Genomic DNA, 23,333 nt, shown 5'->3' with positions numbered 1-23,333 from the left:
GGAGGCCTTCACGGACTCACAGGACGGCGCTGACGTCGCGGGCTGCGGCGCGGAGCCCGTCGTGAGCCGCTCGCGTCGACCGCGGGTCGAGAGCGTTGGCGGCCAGGCGGAAAAGGACCGCGCGCAACAGAAGCTGGGGCCACTCGGGCAGGTGCGCCCAGCGGTCGAGGAGGTCGATGGTGGCGCCGCCCCAGGCCAGCGCGTCGACCGCGACGATCGCGGCGCCCCACTCCCCCGGCCGGTAGTACGGCACGAAATCGACGATGCCGGGGGCCGCGTCGCCGTCGAACAGCACACCGGCGAGCAGCTCCCCGTGGACGACCTGATCCGGCAGCCTGACCGGTCTTCGGGAGCCGGCCAGCACCTCGAACCAGCGGCCGCCCTTGTTCTCGTCGAGGGACAGGTCCGCCTCGCCCCAGGCGAGTCTGTCGGCCAGCGCCTCGAGATCGGTGCGCCGTCCCAGGAAGTCCGGCCGCGGCAGCCCCGCTGTCGCCCGGTGCAGTTTGACCGCCGCGTGCACGACCTCGTCGTAGCGATGCTCGGCGGTCCCGGACACGTACCGGTTCGCCGACCAGCCGCCGACCACCCAGCGGCCGTCACTGGACCGGACCGGCTTCGCGACCCGCAGTCCCGGCTCGTCGATGGCTTCCAGCGCCCGGGCCGTCCACAGGGTCCGCGACTTGTCCACGACCGGCTTGAGCACGAGATCGGCGTAACGCCAGGCGGTGGTGCCGGGCATCGGCTCCGCGTCACCGGTACGTCCGCCGAACGCCGCACAGACGTGTTCCGGAGGGCTTTCAAGGGTGGCACGCACGGCTCGGCACGTTACCCCGTCTTCCGCGCCACGAACGAGAAGACGCGCTGGTCATTGAGTAGCGATACTCAAGACAGGATCACTCCTGACCTGCCATTCTTCCGCTGTGATCCCCCGAACGGCTCAGCGCCGCCTCACCGACGGGCAGCTCGTCGCCCTCGCGCTCGGCTCACTGTGGCTGCTCGGCACGCTGGGTTCGGTCACCGTCGGCCTGCTGCTCCCGCTCGCCGCGTTCCTGCACGTTCCCTGGGTCGCGTTGCCGGTCCCGCTCGTGTCGATCGGGGCGGTGTATCTCGTCGGCTACCTGGCTTTTCCGGATCGCGCGAAACCGTGGCCGCGGCTGGCCTGGGCTTTCGCGGTCGGGACTTTCGGCGTTTTCGGCGCGATCTTCGTGCTGGAGGTGGCGGAAGCCTTCGACCCTCGGTTCGCTCTTCCGTTCCTCGGGGTGCCGGTGGCGCTCGCCGCCGCGCTGTTCGCGCCCGGGCTCTGGGTGCGAGTCGGTGCGGGCCTGCTGCTGGTCGTTGTGGTCGCCGGCGGGATCGCCGGACCTTCGGCCCTGCCGGAGGACACCGCCGCCCGGCGGCTGGCTTCTGCCGGGGTGCCCCGTGATCACACACTGGCGGCCGACTTCGGTCCTCAGCGGCTCCCGACGAAGGCGACCGAAGACTCCGGATCGCTGATCGTCGAGTACGCGCCTCAGCTGTGGATCTCGCCCGTCTGGACCTTCGTGACCGACGCCGTCGAAAGCTGCGCGACACCGGTGAAGACCGACTGGCGTCTTCTGAGCGCGACGTGCGCTTCGGTCGGCGAAGGTGAGTTCATCCGGCAGAACGCGGACAGGATCGAGTTCGTCCAGCGGCGCGGAGCGGTGTCGGTGCACGTCGCGGGCAACCACAACTGGAAACCCGAGGAACTGCGGGAACTGGCCGGGAAGACCCATCCGCTGACCGACGCCGAGATCATCGCCTCCCTACCGAAGGCCTCCAGCGGGAACCGGACGGACGTCGTCGCCGGGTTCACGGCCTTCGTGCGGGCGATCTTCACGGGCAGGTCCCTCGGCTACTGACGGCGGGGAAGCAAGGGACCTTTGCTATCGCCTGCTATCGCCGCCCCGCTGGGTTCAGATACCTGAAGGGCCCCTTGCTTGCGCCTGGCTCCGTGAAGGACCCCTTCATGTACTTGGGCTGCCGTGGGCTGCCGCTGCGATGGGCGAGTTTCCTCGGCTGAGCCGCGTGAAGGGGGCCTTCACGCGGCTCCGCTGCCACTTGTGGGGTCACTGGGGTTTTTGTGGCTCCTGAGGCGTGCAGGTGGTCCGTGAAGGACTCCTTGAGGGACCCAGAGTCCCTCAAGGAGTCCTTCACGGACTTACACCTCTCTCAACATTAAGAGAAACGATAGCAAGGGACCCTTGCTATCGTCCGTTAGTGCACTAACGAACGACAGCAAAGGTCCCTTGCTCTCTTTCCGCTGGTCAGCGGCACCGAAGCCTCAGTACGTCGGCAGGCTCTGGTCGATCTGCCGCGCCCAGGCCAGCACGCCGCCACCGAGGTGGGTCGCGTCCTTGAACCCGGCCTGGTGCAGCGCCGCGAGGGCCTCCGCCGAACGCGCGCCCGACTTGCAGTGCAGCACGATCGGCTTGTCCTGCGGCAGTTCCGCCAGCGCCTCGCCCGAGAGGATCCGGTCCTTCGGGATCAGCGTCGCGCCCTTGATGTTGACGATCTCGTACTCGTGCGGCTCGCGGACGTCGATGAGGGCGAAGTTGTCGCCGTTGTCGAACTTGGCCTTGAGCTCGGCCGGAGTGATCGTGCTGCCCGCGGCGGCCGAAGCGGCTTCGTCGGACACGACGCCGCAGAACGCTTCGTAGTCGATGAGCCCGGTGATCTTCGGGGTCTCCGGATCCTTGCGGATCTTGACCTCGCGGTACTTCATCTCCAGCGCGTCGTAGCTGACGAGCCTGCCCAGCAGCGGCTCACCGATGCCGGTGATCAGCTTGATCGCCTCGTTGACCATGATCGAACCGATCGACGCGCAGAGCACGCCCAGCACGCCGCCCTCGGCGCACGACGGGACCATGCCGGGCGGCGGCGGCTCGGGGTAGAGGTCGCGGTAGTTGAGGCCCTTGCCGTTCGGCGCGTCCTCCCAGAACACGCTCGCCTGCCCCTCGAACCGGTAGATCGAGCCCCACACGTAGGGCTTGCCGGTGAGCACGGCGGCGTCGTTCACCAGGTACCGCGTCGCGAAGTTGTCGGTGCCGTCGAGGATCAGGTCGTACTGCTCGAACAGCTCCAGCGCGTTCGACGACTCGAGCCGGTCGGTGTGCAGGTGCACCTTCACGAAGGGGTTGATCTCGGCGATCGACTCCTGCGCCGACGCGGCCTTGAGCTTGCCGATGTCGGACTGGCCGTGGATGACCTGGCGGTGCAGGTTCGATTCGTCGACCTCGTCGAAGTCGACGATGCCTAGCGTGCCGACCCCGGCCGCGGCCAGGTACAGCAGCGCCGGGCTGCCGAGGCCACCGGCGCCGATGACCAGCACCTTGGCGTTCTTCAACCGCTTCTGCCCGGTCACCCCGACGTCCGGGATGATCAGGTGACGGCTGTACCGGGCCACCTCGTCCTTGGTGAGCTCGGCGGCCGGCTCGACGAGCGGCGGCAGCGTGCCTGACATCGGGTCCTCCATCTCGCGTGGATCGCGGGTCGCATCCCAGTATCTACAACAAGAGAAGATGGAAACGACTTCCCCTGTTTCAGATCCTGGGAAATTCCAGCAGATGGGATGGCGGGACTAAGGTGACTGATTCGGCCAAGAGCCCGGCTTGCAGACCTTGCCGTCCGCGGGCACCTTGCCGCGGTCACCGCCGGGGAGATTGTTCAGCTGCGCCACGAAGTCGTTGGAGACGCCGAACGTCTGCTGCATCATGACCGGCGCGATCGCGCCGTTCTCCTTGCAGCCCTGGTGCTTTCCGCCCAGGGCATGGCCGACTTCGTGATTGATCGCGTACTGACGGTACGAGACCATGTCACCCTCGAACGCCATCGCGCCACGCACCCAGCGGGCGAGGTTGATCACCACGCGCTTGTCGAAGCTCGACCGGTAGCACGAGGTCTCGTAGGTGATCTGGAACATGCAGACGTCCGCGCGGTGCGTCGTGTTCGGTGTGGTGAGACTCACCCGGAAGCTGGGGTTCGGGAAACTCGCGTCGACACGCTGGAGTGCCTTCTTGCCGTCCCACGTCCAGCTCTTGGGACTGGACAAGGTCTCCACGACCGACCTGGCGAAGCTGTCGTCGCCCATGTAGCTGGCCGGATCGATACCGTCCTCGACCTCCACCGTGTAGGTGTACAACTGCCCCGTTCCGACCTTCTCCCCCTTGCCCGGCACCACGTGATAGGTGCCCTGACCGGACTCGGTGAAGGGATCGCCCTTGGGCAGGTCGGCGGTCGGGATCTTGAGGTCGACCGGTTTGGCCGGGTTCTCCGGGAGGACATCGCCGCCACCGTCGACACCGGCACCGCTCTCCCCGCCGTCCCCACCCGAGCCGTCCGACGAAGCGAGACTCGTCCCGTCGGAGGCGATCGGTTCGGCCGGGCCGGTGGCGGTGTTGAACACGACCAGCGCGGTGATCACCACGAGGATCGGCAGCGCGTACACGCGCCAGCCGTAGGTTTTGGCGAAATGGCCGATACCGCCCTTGCTCTTACGCTTGGCGGCCTTGACCTTCGCGGCCCCGGAGTCGTGCGGCTTCCAGGACGCGCTGAGCGGCTGGGCGCTGGTCCGGCGGCTGCCCGGACGGTATCGGTCTTCGTCGAGCCGCTGCGACGGCGGCGGCGTCGGCCGGTACTGACCTGTTCGCGGGGCGTCCGAGGTCCGGGCCTGAGCGCGCGACGGACGACGGGCGGATGCGGAGTACTGAGACCGCCGACCTTCGCCCTGCGCGCCTTGCTTAACCCGATCCACGCGCACCAGAGTGCCATAACCGAACTGTGATGTTGTGAGCGACCGGCGCTTCGCCCGGCGTGTCTTACCCACCCGAATGGGCTACCAGGTGTCCGTTTCGACCGCTTCCCACATGCCTAAAACGGCCTTCGCTACGACATTCGGGCGTTCCATCTGCGCCACGTGGCCGGTTCGGGGGAGAACGAGCAACCGGGCGTGCGGAATCAGCCGAGCGGTCCGCTCCGCGCGCCGGACGGAGATCACCCGGTCGTGCTGCCCCCATACGACGAGCGTCGGCGTGGCGACCGTCGGCGCGACAGCCCACAGCGACGCGGGTCCGCGCGCGGACCACGTCCGGAAGATGCCGAACGTGCTGCGGGCCAGCGCGGGCGCTGCCCAGTCGAACCCGGCGCGGGCGCTGTGCTCCTGCTCGAGCTCGTCCAGCCTGCTTTCGGCGAAGCGGGACGGATCGGCGAAGCACAGCTTGATGACCTGCATGGCGCGTTCACGCGGGCCGAGCGCGGCCAGCTGACGGCGCACCCGCGGGCCGACCAGTGGCAGGTACGCGAACGTCATCCTCGGGTCGGACAGCCGCTTCATGCTGGGCCGGAGATCCGGCATCGCGGGCGAGATCAGCGTCAGTGTCTTCACCAGCTCCGGACGGCGGGCCGCGACCAGCAGCGCGACCGCCCCGCCCATCGAGTTGCCGAGCAGGTGCACCGGCCCGGTTTCGAGACTCTCGATGTGGTTCGCGACGACCTCGGCGTGCGCGTCGAGGCTGAAGTCGAAGCCGTCCGGCGGCTCCGAATAGCCGAAGCCCGGCAAATCGACCGAAGTGCCGCCCGCTTCGGGCGCCAGCAGCGCGGCGAGGTCGGTCCAGTTCGTGGACGAACCGCCGAGCCCGTGGACGTAGACCGCCGTCTCCGGGCCGCCCGGAGTCCGGCGGATGTGCAATTTCACCCCGCCGACACCTATTGTTTCCCCGGGCCAAGGTGGCGGCGCGGGGTCCAGCGACGGCAACGACCTGCGCGACAGCGGCACGTGGGTCAGCGGCGGACGACCCCGGGCGGCACGGGAAACTGAAGAAGACACAGCGTCAAGGATGCCCGACCCTTGGCGGTCCGGCCGTACCGGCGAGTAATCTTGAGCTCACTTCACGCGGCGGTGACCCCGCCCTGCGGAGCCCCGCTCGACTGGAGGCACGATGACAGAAATGGCGCGACTGGCCCGAGGCGTCCGCCTGCCCAGAACGGAACGCCGCGCCCAGCTGCTGGCCGCCGCGCAGCGCGTGTTCGCCGCGAACGGTTATCACGCCGCCGCGATGGACGAGATCGCCGAAGAGGCCGGAGTCAGCAAACCGGTCCTCTACCAGCACTTTCCCGGCAAGCTCGACCTCTACATCGCGTTGCTGGAGAGCCACGTCGACGAGCTGGTGCGACGGGTCAAGGAGGCACTCGACTCCACGACGGACAACAAGCAGCGCGTCCCGGCGACCGTCGGCGCGTTCTTCGACTTCGTCAACAACGACGCCGGCGCGTTCCGCATGGTCTTCGAGTCCGACCTGCGCGGCGAGCCCGCCGTACAGGAGGCGGTGGACCGGGCGACGTCGGCCAGCGTCGACGCGATCACTGAGACCATCACCGCGGACGCGGGCCTCGACGAGGACAAGGCGCGGCTGCTCGCCGTCGGCCTCGTGGGCCTCTCGCAGGTCAGCGCTCGGTTCTGGCTGGCGCACCACAAGTCGATGAGCCGCGAAGAAGCCGTCGCCCTCACTGCCAACCTCGCCTGGCGAGGCATCGGTGGTGGCTTCCCGCTCCAGCACTGATCGCGTTTCGTCCTCTGAATGCGGTAGTTGCGCGTGCAACTACCGCATTCAGAGGACGAAGTGCGTGGGCTATTGGGGCAGCAGCTTCTTGATCCGGTCCGCGGCGGCCTGGGCGTCGGCGACGACCTTCGCGGTGTCGATGCCGACGACGCGTCCTTCGCGCTTGAGAGCGCGGCCGTCGACGAAGACCCACGAGACGTTCGCGGGCTGGGTGTTGAAGACCAGCTGATTGACCCAGTCCACCTTCGGCGCGAAGTTGACCGCCTGGGCGTCGACCAGCTGGAGGTCCGCTCGTTTGCCCGGCGTCAGCGACCCGATCTCCTTGTCCATCCCGAGCGCTTCCGCGCCGCCGAGCGTCGCCATGCGCAGGACGTCGGCCGTGGTCGGGTAGACCGCCGGATCCGTCGCGATCGCCCGCTGGAGGCCGACGGCCGCGCGCATCACGTTGAACATGTCGCTCGTGTCGTTGGTGCCGCCGTCGAGGCCGAGCCCGACCTTCATGGACCGCTTCTTCATCTCCGGCAGCCGGATCACGCCCGACGCGAGCCGCATGTTCGACAGCGGGTTGTGCGCCACGCTGACCCCTGCGGCCGCGAGTTCGTCGAGGTCGGCGTCGGTGGCCTGGATGACATGGTTCGCCACCAGCCCGGGGTGCAGCGCGTTCGCCCGCCGGAGCGCGTCCATCTGCCCCGCGGTCAGGTCGGCCTTCGATTCGAGCAGGTGCACGTTCAGCGAGACACCGAGCTCGCGCGCGAGCTTCTCCGATGCCTCGACACTCGGGAAGTTCCCGGTGGACGGATGCGTGCCGATCTGGAGGCGCGCCAACGGATTCGGATCGATGACCTCGCGCTTCACCCGGCGGATCTCGTTCTGCAGCGCGGGGTCGGTGGTTCCGTTGTAGGAGTAGAGGAAACGCAGTTTCGACTCGCCGAGCGCGCGGAGGCCGCCCTTGGCGAAGTCGGTGTTGAACGCGTGCGACCAGTCGGTGACCGTGGTGATGCCGGTCGAGACGACGTCGGCGGCAGCGAGCTTCGTCCCCGCGTACGCGTCGGCGTCGGTCACCGGCGCCCGGTACAGCGGGATGACGCATTTGCCGAGCCAGCCGATGAGTTCCTTGTCGGCCGCGCAGCCGCGGATGAGCGACTGCCACAGGTGGTTGTGCAGGTCGACGAATCCGGGCAGGACGATCTTGCCTCGACCGTCGACGACCTTCGCCGAGCCCGCGTCGAGGTCCTTGCCGACCTGCTTGATCTTGGCGCCTTCCAGCACGACGTCGGCGTCGGCGAGGGCGCCGAGCGGTCCTTCGCCGAGGCTCGGGTCCATCGTGAGCACCATCGAGGCGTCACGGATGACGACGCGGCCGGCACCGGTGAATTCCGCTTCACTCCCGGCTTCGGTGGTCCCGCCGCCGAGACCGGCGAGCAGGGCGGCGCCGAGTCCGGCGGCGAGCGTGAGGGTGAAGACGGACAGGACGGATCTGCGCTGTTTCATCGTTCCAACTCCCCAGTCGAAAGCAGCGTTGCAAGATCACGCTAGCGCCTCCGGGGAGAGCAAGGGACCTTTGCTGTCGCTTTGGACCATCCAGCGGAAGCCTGCCCGGCCTGGTTTCGGTTTGAATCGGACGACCGCTTTGCCGATTCGCGAGGAGTCCCCATGCCCCACGTCGCGCTCGACGAGAACCTGCCCGGCATCGCCGCCTTGTTCGCCTACCGGCCGGAGACGGCGGCGCCGCTCGGGCAACTCGCCGACGTCCTCCTTCGCGGCCCGAGCAGCCTCAGCGTGGGTGAGCGCGAGCTGATCGGCGCGGTCGTCTCGCGGGGCAACGACTGCACGTTCTGCTCACGCAGTCACGCCGCCGTCGCCGCCGAAGCGCTCGAAGGCGGCATAGCCGTTGTTGAAGCGGCTTGGAAGGACGTCGACGGCGCGCCCGTGTCGGCGAAGGTGAAGGCGCTCCTGCATGTCGCGCTCGCTGTCCGCGAAGGCGGGAAAGCTGTGGGCGAAGACCTGATCGCCGCGGCCCGCGCCGAGGGCGCGACGGACGTCGAAATCCACGACACGGTCCTGATCGCGGCCGCGTTCTGCATGTTCAACCGCTACGTCGACGGGCTCGCCACCATCGCCCCGGACGACCAGGACGCCTACAAGGCGACGGGCGTCCGTCTCCTCGCCGAGGGCTACTCCCGCATCTGAACGGAGCAAGGGACCTTTGCTCCCGTTGGTTAGTGCGCTAACGAACGTGAGCAAAGGTCCCTTGCTATCGTTAGTTAGTGCGCTAATAAACGGGAGCAAAGGTCCCTTGCTCCCTTTTCAGACCCTCGCGGCGCGGCGGACGAGGGCGGCGATGCGGTCTGAGACTTCCTTCGCCCGTTCTTGCGGGAGCATGTGCCCGGCGCCCGGGTACCGCACGAACTCGGCCTCCGGCAGCGCGTCGGCGATGACCTTGGCGTGCGGCGTCGGGCAGAGCCGGTCCCGCTCCCCCGAGAGCACGATCACCGGTTTCCCCTGCAACGCGGCCAAAGTGACGCGGCAGTCGTGCCGCGAGATCGCGTCCTGGAATCCGGCGACACTCGCCGGATGCGCGCACAGCAGCTGTTCGGCGACCGAGTCCACATCGGCCCGCCGAGGGCGTCGCCCGAAGACGAGCAGCCGCGCGCCGGGCCGCACCACGGACAGCGGCAACGGCAAGGCGTCCCGGCGGTTCTTCGCGAGCAGCTTCGCGAGCCTCCGTTCGAACCTGGCCGCGCCACTGCCCGCGATCCCCGGCAGGCCGAGGGTGATCCGGTCCATCTCACCGGACGATGTGGCGACGAACGCGACCCCTGCGACGCGCCGGGCCACGAGATCGGGGTGCCTGCGGGACAGCTCCATGATCGTCATACCGCCCATGGAGTGACCGGCGAGCACGAGCGGCCCGTTCGGAACGCGGTCCTGGATCAGCTCGGCGAGGTCGTCGGCGAGGGTCGCGATCGTGGCCGTCCCCGGTTTCGCCGGCGCGGAGCCGCCGTGACCGCGCAGGTCGTAGCGCAGGATCCGGACGGAATCGCCGAGGCTCGACGCCACGCCGTCCCAGGTCCGGTGGTCCTGGGTCCAGCCGTGTACGAGGACCAGCGTGAGTTCGGAGTCGGCGGGGCCGCTCATCTCGACGTGCAGGGCGGTGCCGTCACCGGTCACGAAACGGTGCTCGCGGGACGGATCCCACGAGACGGTGCCGCGCTGCTTGACGCCCCTCATCGCTTCCCCGGCAGCAGGAAGGACTTGCGCCAGAAGTACATGCCGGGCTTGCCGACCAGACCGGATTCCTGGAGGAACGGCATGATCTTCTCGCCCGCCCACTGGATGCTCTCGCGCCAGTTGGGGTTGTTGAGCGCGGCTTCGACGCCGTCACGCGGCCGGATGCCGACGGCCTTGTAGACGCGCGGGTTGATGAAGGCCCGGGTCACGAAGTACGAGATCAGCGCGATGATGAACTGCTGGTAGACGATCTCCTTCTTCGTCAGCTTCGCCATCCCGCGAGTGACCTCTTCGCGGGCGAAGGTGACGTGCCGGGCTTCTTCGAGAACGTGGATCCGGTTGACCATGCGCACCAGCGGCTGGATGTCCGGGTCGTTCATCTGCTCGCGCTGAAGCCGGTCGAGGACCTCTTCGGCGACGAGAATCGCGCCGTAGCGCGCGGGGCCGTAGCTGATCGACGGCATCAGTTTCGCCAGCCGCCGCAGCCACGGCACGGGCCCGTAGGACGGGCAGCCGATCCGCGAAGCCATCCGCGCGAACATCGTCGAGTGACGGCATTCGTCCGCGATCTCGGTCAGCGCGTACTGCGCGTGGGAGCTGGTCGGGTCTTCGTCGTAGACCTCTTTGAGCAGCATCTGCATCAGGAGGATTTCGAACCACAGCCCGGTGGTGGCGACGCTCGCGACCTCGTGCTTGCCCAGTTCGATGCGCTGCTCTTCCGACAGCGAGTCCCACAACTTCGTGCCGTAGAGCGAAGACCGGTGTGCCGGGATGTAGCGCTTCCCGTCCACGAGCGGAGCGTTCCAGTCGATGTCGACGTCGGGGTCGTAGAACTTGTTGGCGGAAGACTTGAGCAGCCGCTCGGCCGTCTTCTCCCGATCTGTTTCCTTCAGCGCCCGCGTCATTGCCGACACACCCCTATCTGTAACTCGTGGTAACAGTTACCTCTGGTAGCATGACTGGGGTGATCGAACGTGTCAAGCGCAACAGCAAGCAGTCGAGCAAGCACCCCACGGCGGGTGAGGCCGACACGGGTGACGCCCGTCGCGACCGCTGGCGCAAGCACAGGATCGCGCGCCGCGCTGAGTTCGTCGAGGCGGCTCTCCGCGCGCTCGACAGTCACGGCCCGGACCTCGGCATGGAGGACGTCGCCGCCGAAGCGGGCGTCACGAAACCCGTGCTGTACCGGCACTTCGACGACAAGGCGGATCTGTACGTCGCGCTCGGGCAGCGCGGCACGGAGATCCTCTTCCAGCGGCTGATCCCGGCGATCAACTCCGAGCTGGCCCCGGTCCCCCGGATCCGGATGGCGCTCGACTCGTTCTTCAGCGTCATCGAAGAGCACCCCAACCTGTACCGCCTGCTCGCACGCGGCGGCCTGCAGGAGAAGGTGCTCGTCAAGTCCGACGTCGTCGCCGAGGACAAGGAACTGATCGCCACCGCGCTGACCGCGCTGCTCGGCGACTACATGCGGATGTTCAACATGGACTCCGGCGCCGCCGAACCGTGGGCGCACGGCATCGTCGGGATGGTGCAGAGCACCGGCGAATGGTGGCTGGACCGGCGCTCGATGGGCCGCGACAGCGTCGTCGAATACCTGACGCAGATCATCTGGGCCGCGATCGACGGCCTCTCCCGGCAGCAGGGCATCGTCATCGACCCGAACCTGCCGCTCGAAGAGAACAAGGTCGTCCAGATGCGGAAGACCCAGGAAAACCAGGCGGAGGGGCAATGAGCGAGCACGACGAAGACGGCTACGCCGGCGAAGCGGTCCTCGTGATCGACGGGACCGAGATCGCGGCCACGGTCGACCTGCGGGGCTACTTCCAGCCCATCGACGGGTACTACCGCTGGTACGGCCGCGTGGCCACCAACGAGCAGGTGTCCGCGGCCGCCGGTGGCAAGAAGACCGCCGTCGAGATCCGCGCGGGCGAGTACAGCGCGAAGGGCGAACTCTCCGACCCGGACCCGTGGGACCGCTACCGCATCATGGGCACCAGCACGCCGCCCTTCCACGTGCCGACCAGCCTCGAAGAGCTGAACGAACTCAACGCCTGAGCTCCGGCAGCTCCCGAAAGCGATAGCAAGGGACCTTTGCTCACGTTGGTTAGTGCGCTAACGAACGTGAGCAAAGGTCCCTTGCTATCGCCCGAGGTGGACCGTCCTCGGGTGTTCCCAATGTCGCATTTGGGACGCTCAGCGCCTCAAATGCGACATTGGGAACCCTGGAAACACCACCCCAGGGTTTTCGCAGGTCAGCCCCGCCGCTGTGCGGGCACCCGCGCATCCGCGAAGAGGTACTTCGGCCAGCTCGACAGCTTGTTCATCGCCCATTCCAGCGGCCCGCGCCCGATGAACTTCCGCCACAGCACCGCGCCGGTCAGCGCGACCACCGAGAACTCGACGAAGTGCAGCACGCTGAAGATCGAGTCGCCGTCGCTCTCGTCCCACAGCAGCGCGATCGCCACGAAATGCAGCACGTACGCGCTCAGCACCCGCCCGCCCAGGTCCGAAAGCGGCCGCAGCACTCTCTCGAACTTCGGCATCAGCAGCTGGCAGCCGCCGATCACCGCCGCCGCGATCCCGATCGAGATCAGCAGGTCGAACGGCGTGTACGAGGTCCCCGTCGGCAGCAGTTCCCAGGCCCAGCTGGTGGTCGGCGGCGTGCCGTGGATCCAGGTCTGGTGCAGCCGGAAGAACTCCTGCGGCGTCATCCCCATCTGCGCGGCGGCCGGTTCCAGTGACCGGTAGACGGCCTGCATGCCGCCGAGCGGCCCGGTCGCGATCCAGGACACGAGGTATCCGCCCACCGCGAGCGCCGACCCGCCGAAGAACAACCGGCGGCACACGCTGCGCGAGGTCAGGTCCATCCGCCCGATCGCCATCCCCGCGAACACGTACGCCATCAGTGTCATCGCGGGGAAGGTCCCGGTCAGGACGAGCACGGTCGCGGCCTTCAGCAGACCCGTCGACGTGACGTCGTCCGCGGTCAGGTCCGGCGCGAAGAAGAGCAGGTCACGGGGCAGCAGCTGGATCCGGATCAGATGCGAGAGCAGCGGGCCCGCCACGGCGACGACGACCGACGCGATCGCCAGTGCCTTCGCGCCCGCGCGCAGCCAGGGGATCGCGAAGAGGAAACAGGCCCCGTAGTAGGCCAGGATCACCATGTAGCCGGTTTCGAGGCTGGTCAGCCACAGCCCCAGCGCCACCAGCAGCGGCGCACGGGTCGCCAGTTTGAGGGCGACGCGTGTCCGGTCGCGGCCCAGTTTCGGGCGGCGCCCGCCGGACATCAGCGCGACGGAGACGCCTGCCAGCACCGCGAACAGCGCCGCGGAGTGGCCTTCGAACGGTTTGAACAGCACCCCGACGCCGCCCTTGGCGGGTTCGGGTCCGACATGCACCGCGTACATGCCGAGTACGGCCAGGCCGCGGGCGACGTCGATGCCGGTCAGTCGCCCCGCGACCCGTTTGCCTTGTCCGGGAACAGTTCGCACGCCGTCGAGCAGCGCGCGGTCCATCACAGTGACGCCGTCCACCTCATTTCTCGGCTAGCCCCCTGACCGTCCCCGCCTTAGCGTGACGATCAAATCTGAGAGCGAGCTGAGACGCAGCGGTGACGCCACTGTGACATGCGACTATGACCCGATCGGGTCAGCCACCGACGGCGAAACCGACCTTGCGGACGTCCGACGGCGCGATCTCCACGTAGGCGATCCGGTCGGTGGGCACGATGTACTTGCGGCCCTTTTCGTCGTCGAGGCGGAAGATCCCGTCGCCGGCCCTCAAGGCGTTCGCGACCAGTTCCTCGACCTCGTCGGGCGACTGGCTGCTGGACACCACGAGCTCTCGCGGCGTGTCCTTGATGCCGATCTTGACCTCCACGTGGGACCTCCGCTTGAAAGTTCGAAATTCACTGGTCCACCAAGGCTAGCCGAAGGGCTCAGCCGAGCCCCAGCACCTGCATGCGCTTGGTGTGCCCCTGCTGCAACCGGCGGAACAGCGCGGCGATTCCCGAAAGGTCGCCCGACCCTTCGACGATCAGTTCGGCGAGCCCGTCCCGTTCGGCGACGACGTACTGGGCCTGCGTGAGCGCCTCGCCCAGCAGGCGGCGGCCCCACAGCGCGAGCTTGTCCCGCGCCTTCGGGTCGGCCTGGATCCCGGCCGCGACCTCGCGCTCGGCGAACGCCGAATGTCCCGTGTCGGCGAGCACGGTGAGCACCAGATCCTTGGTCTCGGGGTCGAGCCAGCTGGCCATCTCGCGGTAGAGGTCCGCGGCGAGCCCGTCGCCGACGTAGGCCTTCACCAGTGACTCGAGCCAGGAGCGCGGCGCGGTGGAGGCGTGCCAGGCGTCGATGTGCCCGACGAAGGGCCGCATCGCGTCCTCGATCGCGACGCCGTGCCCCGCGAGATGCTTGCTGAGCAGGTCGTAGTGCCCGATCTCGGCGGCCGCCATGGACGCCAGCGCGGCCCGTCCGGACAGCGTCGGCGCGGTGCGCGCGTCCTCGGCCATGCGATCGAATGCGGACAATTCCCCATAGGCGAGTACGCCGAGCAAATCGACTACGCCTTCACTGATCTGCTTTGCCTCCGTCACGGCGGAAAGAGTATCGCCGAACACACCCACCCGGCCGGGAAGAGACCGATCCCACCTCTCCGACACGCCGGGGGACTTTCCGAAAAGCGCAGACCAGGTACACTGACGGCCGGATACGACGGATCTTCCGTCCCGGATCGGGACGCCGCTGCGGCTGAAGGACAGCCGGTGTGGCCCCGGTCAGTACAAGAATGATGTGCGTGCACGCCATCCTGCGGCATTCCCACGAAGGGCCGCTTCAGCGCCAGTAGCGCGGAGCCGAGCGAATTTTCGTGGTCGAGTGTCAATCGGTGACCAGGGCAGTGCGCGCTGGTCACGAGAGAGGCGAGCACCCTGACCACGAACGAAACCACAACCGAAGAGAACACCACCGGCGTCCCGGCCGCCGTCGCGCTGGAGCACAGCGAGACCGGCCCGGCCGCGCTGGACACGTCGCACCCGCTGCAGGCGGGCGCGCCGGTGGAACCCGAATCCCCGACCTTCGCCTCCTTCGGCGTCAAGCCGGAGATCGTGAAGGCCCTCGGCGAGGCCGGCATCGAGCGCACCTTCGCCATCCAGGCGCTGACGCTGCCGCTGGCCATGGCGGGCGACGACCTGATCGGCCAGGCCCGCACGGGCATGGGCAAGACGCTGGGCTTCGGCGTCCCGCTGCTGCACCGCGTCGAGGTCCCCGGCGACGGCACCCCGCAGGTGCTGGTCGTCGTGCCGACCCGTGAGCTGTGCATCCAGGTCGCGAACGACCTGAAGGGCGCCGGCAAGCACCTCGGCATCCGCACGCTGGCCATCTACGGCGGCCGTCCGTACGAGCCGCAGATCGCGGCGCTCCGCAACGGCGTCGACGTCGTCATCGGCACCCCCGGCCGCCTGCTGGACCTGGCCGAGCAGAAGCACCTGGTGCTGGGCAAGGTCCGCGGTCTGGTGCTGGACGAGGCCGACGAGATGCTCGACCTGGGCTTCCTGCCCGACATCGAGCGCATCCTGCGGATGGTCCCGGACAAGCGGCAGACGATGCTGTTCTCGGCGACCATGCCGGGTCCGATCATCACGCTGGCCCGCACGTTCCTGACCCAGCCGACGCACATCCGCGCCGAGGAGAACGACGCCGGCGCGATCCACGAGCGCACCACCCAGTTCGTCTACCGGGCGCACTCGATGGACAAGCCCGAGCTGATCGCCCGCGCGCTGCAGGCCGAGGGCCGCGGCCTGACGATGATCTTCACCCGCACCAAGCGCACCGCGCAAAAGGTCGCCGACGAGCTCGTCGAGCGTGGCTTCGCGGCCGCCGCCGTGCACGGTGACCTGGGCCAGGGCGCCCGCGAGCAGGCGCTGCGCGCGTTCCGTTCCGGCAAGGTCGACGTGCTGGTCGCCACCGATGTCGCCGCCCGCGGCATCGACATCGACGACGTCACGCACGTGATCAACTACCAGACGCCGGAGGACGAGAAGACCTACGTCCACCGCATCGGCCGCACCGGCCGCGCCGGGCGCACCGGTGTCGCGATCACCCTCGTCGACTGGGACGAGGAGCCTCGCTGGAAGCTGATCTCCGACACCCTCGGGCTCGACATGCCCGAGCCCGCCGAGACGTACTCGTCGTCGAAGCACCTGTTCACCGACCTCGGCATCCCCGAGGGCACCACCGGACGTCTCCCGCTGTCGAAGCGGACCCGCGCTGGTCTTTCGGCCGAGGCCGAAGAGGACCTGGGCGGCAAGCGCCGGGGCCGCGGCCAGGGCCCGAAGGACGAAGAGGCGCCCCGCAAGCGCAACCGCGCGCCGCGCAAGCGGACCCGTGGCGGCGCCAACGCGGCCGCCAAGATCGAGGCCGCCGACGCCGCGGCCGCTTCGGCGGAAGGCACCGAGGCCTCTGAGTCCTCTTCGGAGGGCCGCACGCGGACCCGCCGCCGCAGCCGCGGTGGCGCGAAGCCGAGCCCGGAGGTCAGCGGTCCGGCGGTCGAGAAGGAGGCAGGCGACAGCGCCGAGCGTCCGGCTCGCCGACGCCGCCGTCGCCGTCCGTCGGCGACTTCTGATACACCTGCGTCGGCAGACTGAGCTTTCGTACTGCGGACGTAGGGGGCTAGGGCACGTGAGCGAACGCTGGGAAGCCGCGCCGGACGAGGATCCGGCGCGGCCCGTGCCCGCCGGGCCCGAACAGACGTCGAACGACGTCGAGCCGGACACCACGGCTTCGATCGGCACGGAAGACGTGCTGGACGCCGAACCCGCGCCGGTGGCGGACACCGAACCGCCACTGGCCGGGAAACGCGCCCGCCGCTCGCCGTGGAACCGCACACGGGACCGCGCGATCGCCGCAGGGATCGTGGTGGTCGTCGCGGTCACCGGCGTCGTCATCGGCGTGAACAGCGACAGCGCGGCGACGGTCACGCAGGTCGCCGCCACCCTGCCGCCCGGGCTCCCGCCCGCGCCGGCGCAGGTCCCCGGCTCGCTGACCGAACTGTGGCAGGCGCCGAGTTCGGCGACGCCCGTCCCGATCGGCGAGGCCAACAGCGTCGTCACCGCGGACAAGGGCGAGGTGCTGGGCCGGGACCCGTACACCGGCGACGTCCGCTGGCGCTATTCCCGCGATCTCGAACTGTGCACCGTCGCGCTCGCCGGGATCAAGGTGGACGCGGTGTACCGCAAGGACACCGGCTGCAGCGAGGTCACCCAGCTCGACACCGGGACCGGGCGCCGCACCGCGCAGCGCAACGGCGACGCCGAACTCGGCACCCGGCTGGTCGTCGACGGCTCGCACATCACCACCACCGGCAAGAAACTGCTCAACACCTGGCGCGACGACCTGGTCAAGAGCATGGAATACGGCCAGGTCCCGGCCATCGTCAATGCGAACAAGCAGCCGAGGACGGGCTGCACCTACGGCACGGTGGCCGCCGCGGCGGGCAAGATCGGCGTGATCGAACGCTGCCCCGGCGACCCGGCCGACCGGTTCACCGTCTACCGCGCGACCAATGACGAAGCCGACGACCCGAAGGTCGACTACAGCACCGTCCTCGCCGGGAAGAACGCGAAGGTCGTCGCGATGTCCGGCGATCTCGCGCTGATCGTGCTTCCCGAGGAGAAACTGCTGGTCATCTACGGCGGCGACGGCATGCAGAAGTCGGCGTACCCGCTCGACGTGCCCGCCGCGGACCTCGCGCGGGATCCGGAGGGCGGCATCTTGACGACCTCGTGGACCGCGCAGGGCGTCTACTGGTTCACCGGCTCGAAGACCATGGCGTTCTCGCGGGACGACCTCACGCCGCGCTGGTCGCTGAACAACTCCACCGGCCCTGGTGTGACCTTCGGGGACCAGCTGGTCGTGCCGATCCAGGGCGGGCTCGCCGTGCTCGACGAGCTGACCGGCACCACGGTCCGCACCGTCGGCGTCGACCGTCGCGGCTACAACGGCCCGGTGCAGCTCTCTTCGGTCGGGCCGGTGCTGCTGGAGCAGCGCGGCCCCACGCTGGTCGCCCTCGAGTGACCGGCCGGCGATAGCAAAGGTCCCTTGCTATCGCCCACCGTCATCACGTCGTCGAGGTCGTCGAGGTCTTGGTCCGGAACCGGCCGATTTCCTTCCAGCACCACTTCTCGCCCTCGCGGGCGAGCGTGCCGGTGCCGGTGCGGGTCCGTCCTTCGACGTTCAGCGTGACGGACATCGTGTACTCGGTCTCGGAGGCTTTCGTGGTCTCGCCGAGCGTGGCGTCCGAGACGTCGCTGACCCGCTCGATGGCCTGTACGACATCCTTTTCCGCGTTCGCGCACTTGAGCGCCGTCAACGCGGTCCGGTCGCGGGCGTTGATGCCATCGATGATCGCTTGCGCGGTCGCTTCGGGACCGGCGGCCTTGTCGTCGCTCAAGAAGAACCCGGGAGCGGCGAACCCGGTGATGGCCAGCGTCACCAGCACCACGACAGCGGCGGCGATACCCACCAGCAGGCCGGTGTTGCTCTTCTTCGGCGGCGCGGGCGGCCCGCCGAAACCCTGTCCGTACTGCTGGCCCGGGTACTGCTGACCGGGGTACTCCTGGGGGTAGCCGGGGTACTGCTGCTGAGGCTGCTGGGGGTACGCGCCGCTCTGGTCGTAGCCGCCTTGCGGATACTGCTGCTGCCCTGGGTACTGCTGCTCACCTTGGCCGTATTCGGGCTGTCCTGGCTGGGGTGGGTAGGTCATAACGGTGCCCTTCGTCCTCGCTGCGCGGCGGGTGTTCCTCTACGACGCGCCCAGTGAGTTCAAAGTTTCGCCTTGCCGGAGCCCTTTTCCGGCCGGATGGCAGTTTGCTGCCGTGCCGGCTAGTTCCACCAGAAGAGGCTCAGAGCCGCTGTCACGCTCGCGACGACCAGAAGCCCCGCGCAGCCCGCGACGCGGCCGTTGCGGGTATCGGCGACCCGTTGGGCCAGCAAGGCGACCACCGCCGCGATCGGATGTCCGATCAGCATCAGCGGCCCGGGCCCGGGAGCGTCGGTGAACAGGCAGATCCCGGCGATCGCGAGGACGATCACCGCGAGCACGACCATCCCGGCCGCGAGCGAACCGGTCAGCCCGCGCCAGAACCGGCCGCGTTCGGGCGCCACGGGCTCACCCGGCTCCGCGGGCGGTGGCGCGAGCTCTTCGGTGTCCGGTGACGACACGTCCTCGCCTGTCCAATCGTCGGGTCTCGGGATTCTAGGGCGCCAGCAACTCCCACGGCTGAGACGCGGGTCCGGCCTCCTGGCCTGCCGCGCAACTGGGCCGGAAGTCGCACCAGGAGCAGCGGCGGCCGGGGCGCGCGGGGAACAGGACGTCCTCGTCGCCGCCGGCGTTCAGGGTATCCGTTGCCAGCCGCAGGTCCCCCGCGGTCTCGTCGGCGCGCTGGAGATGGCGTTTGAGGCTCTGCTCGGTGTGCTCGGCGGCCGCGACGGTGCCGGTGGGCACATGGTGCAGCTCGACCTGGTAGCACGGCGTCCGCAGCGTCCTGGCGGCCGCGACCGCGTACAACGCCAAGGCCTGCGAGGAGCGCGCCTCGTACTCGTCCGGCTCACGACGGCCGGTCTTGTAGTCGATGATCACCAGTTCCCGGCCGCGCTGGTCGATGCGGTCGGCGCGGCCCTCGATGATGAGGCTGGGCCCGCTGCCCGGCTCAAGCGTGACGGGTGCGGAAACCCAGCGCTCCAGCCCGACCGGATCGACGCTGACGTCGTTGTGCTCGACGTACTCCGCGACCCAGCCCTTGGCCCGGGCCCGGTACCTGGCCGCCTGATCGGCGTCCTCGAACCCGGCGTCCTTCCAATGCTCGGCGACGAGCGCCATCGCCCGCTGCGGCACGCGCTTGATGACCGGCAGGTCGAACAGCGCCCGCAAGGCGTTGTGCACCACCGCGCCCAGCGTGCTGTGCGCCCACGCGCCGGTGCGTGTCGGGGACGGGCGGTCCAGGTACGACATGCGGTAGCGGCGCGGGCAGTCTTCGAACGTCGCGAGGCGCGCGGGCGAGACCTTCGTCAGCTTGCGCGGCGCTTCAACGCCGAAGTCGAAACCAATCTGCTCCATCGGATCACCCCGCCCGCAACGCTACGCACCCCCACCGACACTTTTCGAGGGGATCCCCAGGAAGAGAGCAAGGGACCTTTGCTATCGCCCCGGGTCTGCCCCCGCCGCGGGGCTGGAGGCGAGTACATGAAGGCCCCCTTGCTTGCGCCTGGCTCCGTGAAGGACCCCTTCATGTACTTGGACCGCCGTGAAGGACTCCTTGAGGGACCCAGGGTCCGTGAAGGCCTCCTTCACTACCTTGAGGGTAGGCAAGGGGGCCTTCACGGACTTACACATCTCTCAACATCAAGAGAGGCGATAGCAAGGGACCCTTGCTATCGCCCGCGCCTGCCGGCCGGAGCCGGGGGCTGAAGGGGCCCTTCACCGCATCCGACGCGGTGAAGGGCCCCTTCGTCGCGTGACATGAGGGGAAAGTCCCCTTCAGCCCCCCGGGTCACGTGCCCGCGATGAAGCCCTTCACCGAGTTCGCCACCAGTTCGACCGCGATGGCGGCCAGCAGCAGACCGGCGATCTTCGCCAGCAGCGTGATCCCGCTTTCCTTGATCAGCCGGATCACCACGCCCGAGTACCGCATGCACAGGTACAGCACGAAGTGCACCGTCACGATCGAAAGCGCGAGAGCCACATAAGCGCCGACGTGCCCGTCGGCCTGCCGCACGAAGACGATGGTCGCGGCGATCGCGCCCGGCCCGGCGAGCAGCGGCGTCCCGAGCGGCACGAGCGCGACGTTGACGTCGTCGCCCGCCGCCTCGGCCTCGCCGCCGGTCTTGCCCGTCAGCAGTTGCAGCGCGATGAGTAGCAGCAGGAGCCCGCCCGCGCCTTGCAGCGCCGGGATCCCGATGCCGAGGTACGACAGGATCGCTTGCCCCGCGACGGCGAACAGCGAGATCACCAGCAGCGAGACCAGCACCGCCTGCCGCGCGGCCTTGGCACGGAACGCCACCGGCTTGCGGCCGGTCAGGCTCAGGAACACCGGCACCGTGCCGGGCGGGTCCATGATGACGATCAGCGTGATCGTCGCGCTCATGAACAGGCGCGCGTCGAAGAAGTCCGTGATGGTCACCGGGTCACGACCTGGAACCCGGTCGACCGCGCGACGAGTTCTTCGAGCGCGAGCGGGTCGGTGGTCTCGTCGCCGAGATCGATGGTCTTGTTCGTGCCGTGGTAGTCGCTCGACCCGGTGCGCACGAGCCCCAGCTCCCCCGCCAGCCCGTGCAGCCGGACGCGGGTCTCCTCGTCGTGGTTCGGGTGATCGACCTCGACGCCGGTGAGCCCGTGCGCGGCCAGCCCGGCGAGCACGTCGACGGTGATGGTCGCGCCGCGCGTGTAGGCGAAGGGATGCGCGATCACGGTGACGCCGCCCGCCTCCGCGATCATGTCGATCGCGTCCTCGACGAGCGTGTCCTGCCGCGCCACGAAGTATCCGCTTCCGTTGCCCAGATAGCTCCCGAAGGCCTCGTTCACCGACGAGACGACGCCGGCCCGCACGAGAGCCTGAGCAAGATGCGGACGTCCGGCCGAGCCGTCCTCGGGCAGCAGCGACATGACCTCGTCGGGATCGACCGGCAGGCCGTCGGCGGCCATCCGCTCGGCCATCACGCGCAGCCGCCACCGCCGCTCCGACCGCAGCCGGGTCTGCTCGGCGACGACCGCCTCCGACCCGGGGTCGAAGAGGTACGCGAGCAGGTGGACGCTGACATGCCGTCCGGACACCGGATCCACGGAGATCGTGGACAGCTCGGCGCCGGGCACCAGGGAAAGCCCCGGCGGGAGTGCCTCGGCGGCCGGGGCCCAGCCGGCCGTGGTGTCGTGATCGGTGATCGCGACTACGTCGAGGCCCGCCTTCGCGGCGGCGGCGACCAGCCCGGCAGGGCTGTCGGTACCGTCGGAGGCGGTGGAGTGGGCGTGCAGGTCGATGCGCATCAAGGATGAGTATCGATGATGCGCCAGGTCACAGCGACTTCGGGACCTGCGCTAACCGACCTTCTTCTTGCCGCGCGCCGCACGCTGCGCCTTGATCATCGAAAAGCGCTCGGCCTGCTTCTGCTTGTCGCCGAACACGAGCTCGGAGATCGTGTCGTAGAACTCTTCCGGCTTCGGCAGATAGTCGATGCGGTTCAGCGCCTGGATCTGACCGGCCGACTCGACCACCATGGTCCCGTACCCCATCATCCGGCCCCACGCCGAACGTTCATAGGTGAGGTCGGTGACCTTGGTGATCGGCATCATCAGCACTTTGGTCGTGTAGACGCCGGTGGTCATCACGAACCGTTTGTCCGTGACCACCAGCCGCTCGACCCACCACTCCATCACCACGTACGCGAAGCGCAGGATGATGAGCAACGCGGCGTACCAGAGGATGTTCTGGATCACCCACGCGGCGGGCGGCAACAGGTAGGACACCAGGACGCAGACGGCCAGCAGCGCGGCCGTCTCGAAGGTGTCCCACAACAGCACAGCCCAGTGACGGCGGATCCTGATGACCCGTCGCTCGGTGTCGAGGAGATACTCGTCTGGATCGCGTGGGGCGAACATACCGATAGAGTATCCGCCGTCCGCTAGCTGAAGACGTTGCTGACGAAGGTGATCACCGATTCGGCCGAGTCACGCAGGAAGCCGATGATGTTTCCCACGAGGCCCGCGGCCTGACCTGGCTGCGCGATCACGAAGAACAGCACCAACGCGATTCCTGCGAAAGTGAGTAGCTTTTTCGCGTTCACGGCGATCAATCCTGTCTCTTACGGTGACTGACTGCGGATACTGGCTATTCATTTTGTACCGCACCTTCCACCGGCGCGGGAGGGAAGTCCCGCGCTTGGGTCAGCCGGCGAGGAGAAGTATACCGTACGGCTACTCTCCGTGTACAGGACAGCCGTTGTCAGGAAGCCCGCGTCTACCATTCGGGAATGAACACCGTTTCGGACAGCACCGTCCGCTGTGTCGGCGGCATCGTCCACGACCGACTCGGCCGGATTCTGCTGATTCAGCGCGCGAATGAACCCGGACGTGGACTCTGGTCGGTCCCCGGCGGACGCGTGGAACCAGGCGAAACGGACGAAGCGGCCGTCATCCGGGAGATGCGCGAAGAGACCGGCCTCGACGTGATGCCGGGCACATACGTCGGCAACGCCCTCCGCGGCCGGTACGACATCCACGACTACGCCTGCGCGGTCACCGGCGGCACTCTCCGTGCCGGGGACGACGCCGCCGACGCCCGGTGGATCGACGCCGAAACCTTGATCGAACTCGACAAAGGCGGCCGGTTGGCCGAACTCCTGTTCGTCACTCTCCGCGATTGGGGAGTGCTGCCGACCGGGTCCCGCCAGCGGTCTTGACACCCGCCGTGTCCGATTCGGCGAATACCTCGGGGATAAAGCACCGGGTGAGGTGAAAATTATCCTCACCGATGCTTTC

25 protein-coding genes are annotated in these 23,333 nt (G+C 68.4%); 8 read left to right on the top strand and 17 right to left on the bottom strand.

What is annotated here, in order from left to right; genetic code table 11:
• Nucleotides 1-16 precede the first annotated feature (16 nt).
• Nucleotides 17-814 (bottom strand): TIGR02569 family protein, encoded by a 798-nt coding sequence (locus B0293_RS13460; protein WP_005167625.1) that lies wholly within the window; start codon nucleotides 812-814, stop codon nucleotides 17-19.
• A gap of 106 nt (nucleotides 815-920) precedes the next feature.
• Here B0293_RS13460 and B0293_RS13455 point away from each other — a divergent pair, with 106 nt between their 5' ends.
• Nucleotides 921-1,880, top strand: a complete 960-nt coding sequence (locus B0293_RS13455) for a hypothetical protein (protein ID WP_005167624.1) — start codon at nucleotides 921-923, stop codon at nucleotides 1,878-1,880.
• Between the two features lie 422 nt (nucleotides 1,881-2,302).
• Here B0293_RS13455 and moeZ read toward each other — a convergent pair whose 3' ends face one another.
• From moeZ to B0293_RS13440, 3 genes are all read right to left on the bottom strand, one after another.
• Nucleotides 2,303-3,481, bottom strand: a complete 1,179-nt coding sequence (gene moeZ / locus B0293_RS13450; RefSeq protein ID WP_005167622.1) for an adenylyltransferase/sulfurtransferase MoeZ — start codon at nucleotides 3,479-3,481, stop codon at nucleotides 2,303-2,305.
• Nucleotides 3,482-3,598: 117 nt separating this feature from the next.
• Complete coding sequence (locus B0293_RS13445; protein ID WP_005167620.1) at nucleotides 3,599-4,771, bottom strand: DUF3152 domain-containing protein; 1,173 nt, start codon at nucleotides 4,769-4,771, stop codon at nucleotides 3,599-3,601.
• A gap of 81 nt (nucleotides 4,772-4,852) precedes the next feature.
• Nucleotides 4,853-5,710 (bottom strand): alpha/beta fold hydrolase, encoded by an 858-nt coding sequence (locus B0293_RS13440; protein ID WP_005167619.1) that lies wholly within the window; start codon nucleotides 5,708-5,710, stop codon nucleotides 4,853-4,855.
• A gap of 244 nt (nucleotides 5,711-5,954) precedes the next feature.
• On the opposite strand from B0293_RS13440, the gene B0293_RS13435 reads away from it, so the two are divergent.
• A complete protein-coding gene (locus tag B0293_RS13435) occupies nucleotides 5,955-6,575 on the top strand; it encodes a TetR/AcrR family transcriptional regulator (protein WP_005167618.1) in 621 nt (206 codons plus the stop codon).
• A gap of 69 nt (nucleotides 6,576-6,644) precedes the next feature.
• Here B0293_RS13435 and B0293_RS13430 read toward each other — a convergent pair whose 3' ends face one another.
• Nucleotides 6,645-8,066, bottom strand: coding sequence for an amidohydrolase family protein (locus B0293_RS13430; protein ID WP_005167617.1), 1,422 nt, complete (start codon nucleotides 8,064-8,066; stop codon nucleotides 6,645-6,647).
• A gap of 162 nt (nucleotides 8,067-8,228) precedes the next feature.
• Here B0293_RS13430 and B0293_RS13425 point away from each other — a divergent pair, with 162 nt between their 5' ends.
• Complete coding sequence (locus B0293_RS13425) at nucleotides 8,229-8,765, top strand: carboxymuconolactone decarboxylase family protein (protein ID WP_005167616.1); 537 nt, start codon at nucleotides 8,229-8,231, stop codon at nucleotides 8,763-8,765.
• Between the two features lie 117 nt (nucleotides 8,766-8,882).
• Here B0293_RS13425 and B0293_RS13420 read toward each other — a convergent pair whose 3' ends face one another.
• Together B0293_RS13420 and B0293_RS13415 are read right to left on the bottom strand one after the other, a co-directional pair.
• Nucleotides 8,883-9,806, bottom strand: coding sequence for an alpha/beta fold hydrolase (locus B0293_RS13420; protein WP_005167615.1), 924 nt, complete (start codon nucleotides 9,804-9,806; stop codon nucleotides 8,883-8,885).
• Nucleotides 9,803-10,711 (bottom strand): AurF N-oxygenase family protein, encoded by a 909-nt coding sequence (locus tag B0293_RS13415; RefSeq protein WP_005167614.1) that lies wholly within the window; start codon nucleotides 10,709-10,711, stop codon nucleotides 9,803-9,805. Before B0293_RS13415 ends, B0293_RS13420 begins: the two co-directional genes overlap by 4 nt.
• A 50-nt stretch (nucleotides 10,712-10,761) precedes the next feature.
• On the opposite strand from B0293_RS13415, the gene B0293_RS13410 reads away from it, so the two are divergent.
• Both B0293_RS13410 and B0293_RS13405 read left to right on the top strand, forming a co-directional pair.
• The gene (locus B0293_RS13410; RefSeq protein ID WP_039919883.1) at nucleotides 10,762-11,541 is read left to right on the top strand and encodes a TetR/AcrR family transcriptional regulator; all 780 of its coding nucleotides are present in this window, start codon (nucleotides 10,762-10,764) and stop codon (nucleotides 11,539-11,541) included.
• Nucleotides 11,538-11,864, top strand: a complete 327-nt coding sequence (locus B0293_RS13405) for a DUF4873 domain-containing protein (protein WP_005167612.1) — start codon at nucleotides 11,538-11,540, stop codon at nucleotides 11,862-11,864. Before B0293_RS13410 ends, B0293_RS13405 begins: the two co-directional genes overlap by 4 nt.
• Nucleotides 11,865-12,061: 197 nt before the next feature.
• Here B0293_RS13405 and B0293_RS13400 read toward each other — a convergent pair whose 3' ends face one another.
• The 3 genes from B0293_RS13400 to B0293_RS13390 form a co-directional block, all read right to left on the bottom strand.
• A complete protein-coding gene (locus tag B0293_RS13400; protein WP_039919881.1) occupies nucleotides 12,062-13,342 on the bottom strand; it encodes a DUF418 domain-containing protein in 1,281 nt (426 codons plus the stop codon).
• 115 nt (nucleotides 13,343-13,457) lie between these two features.
• Nucleotides 13,458-13,688 (bottom strand): DUF3107 domain-containing protein, encoded by a 231-nt coding sequence (locus B0293_RS13395; RefSeq protein WP_005167610.1) that lies wholly within the window; start codon nucleotides 13,686-13,688, stop codon nucleotides 13,458-13,460.
• Between the two features lie 58 nt (nucleotides 13,689-13,746).
• A complete protein-coding gene (locus B0293_RS13390) occupies nucleotides 13,747-14,400 on the bottom strand; it encodes a ferritin-like fold-containing protein (protein WP_039919894.1) in 654 nt (217 codons plus the stop codon).
• Between the two features lie 459 nt (nucleotides 14,401-14,859).
• On the opposite strand from B0293_RS13390, the gene B0293_RS13385 reads away from it, so the two are divergent.
• Both B0293_RS13385 and B0293_RS13380 read left to right on the top strand, forming a co-directional pair.
• Nucleotides 14,860-16,449, top strand: a complete 1,590-nt coding sequence (locus B0293_RS13385) for a DEAD/DEAH box helicase (RefSeq protein ID WP_005167604.1) — start codon at nucleotides 14,860-14,862, stop codon at nucleotides 16,447-16,449.
• 34 nt (nucleotides 16,450-16,483) lie between these two features.
• A complete protein-coding gene (locus B0293_RS13380; protein ID WP_005167602.1) occupies nucleotides 16,484-17,878 on the top strand; it encodes an Rv3212 family protein in 1,395 nt (464 codons plus the stop codon).
• A gap of 43 nt (nucleotides 17,879-17,921) precedes the next feature.
• Here the strand turns inward: B0293_RS13380 and B0293_RS13375 are convergent, their stop codons facing one another.
• From B0293_RS13375 to B0293_RS43045, 7 genes are all read right to left on the bottom strand, one after another.
• Nucleotides 17,922-18,566, bottom strand: a complete 645-nt coding sequence (locus B0293_RS13375; RefSeq protein WP_005167600.1) for a hypothetical protein — start codon at nucleotides 18,564-18,566, stop codon at nucleotides 17,922-17,924.
• Between the two features lie 119 nt (nucleotides 18,567-18,685).
• Nucleotides 18,686-19,024, bottom strand: a complete 339-nt coding sequence (locus B0293_RS13370) for a hypothetical protein (RefSeq protein WP_005167599.1) — start codon at nucleotides 19,022-19,024, stop codon at nucleotides 18,686-18,688.
• Nucleotides 19,025-19,058: 34 nt separating this feature from the next.
• Entirely contained in the window at nucleotides 19,059-19,919 is an 861-nt protein-coding gene (locus B0293_RS13365; RefSeq protein ID WP_005167597.1) for a RecB family exonuclease, read from the bottom strand.
• A 433-nt stretch (nucleotides 19,920-20,352) separates the two neighbouring features.
• Nucleotides 20,353-20,982: a MarC family protein gene (locus B0293_RS13360; RefSeq protein WP_005167594.1), complete on the bottom strand. Its 630-nt coding sequence runs from the start codon at nucleotides 20,980-20,982 to the stop codon at nucleotides 20,353-20,355.
• Nucleotides 20,979-21,842 carry a PHP domain-containing protein gene (locus B0293_RS13355; protein WP_005167593.1) on the bottom strand — a complete coding sequence of 288 codons (864 nt, stop codon included), beginning with the start codon at nucleotides 21,840-21,842 and terminating at the stop codon, nucleotides 20,979-20,981. Before B0293_RS13355 ends, B0293_RS13360 begins: the two co-directional genes overlap by 4 nt.
• 51 nt (nucleotides 21,843-21,893) lie before the next feature.
• Nucleotides 21,894-22,454 carry a PH domain-containing protein gene (locus B0293_RS13350; RefSeq protein WP_005167591.1) on the bottom strand — a complete coding sequence of 187 codons (561 nt, stop codon included), beginning with the start codon at nucleotides 22,452-22,454 and terminating at the stop codon, nucleotides 21,894-21,896.
• 23 nt (nucleotides 22,455-22,477) lie between these two features.
• Entirely contained in the window at nucleotides 22,478-22,648 is a 171-nt protein-coding gene (locus tag B0293_RS43045) for a hypothetical protein (protein ID WP_085939772.1), read from the bottom strand.
• A 177-nt stretch (nucleotides 22,649-22,825) separates the two neighbouring features.
• On the opposite strand from B0293_RS43045, the gene B0293_RS13345 reads away from it, so the two are divergent.
• Nucleotides 22,826-23,254, top strand: coding sequence for an NUDIX hydrolase (locus tag B0293_RS13345; protein ID WP_005167587.1), 429 nt, complete (start codon nucleotides 22,826-22,828; stop codon nucleotides 23,252-23,254).
• Nucleotides 23,255-23,333: the final 79 nt, after the last annotated feature.

It is taken from the genome of Amycolatopsis azurea DSM 43854, assembly GCF_001995215.1.
Taxonomy (GTDB): Bacteria; Actinomycetota; Actinomycetes; order Mycobacteriales; family Pseudonocardiaceae; genus Amycolatopsis; species Amycolatopsis azurea.
This window is presented reverse-complemented; position numbering and strand designations above follow the sequence as displayed.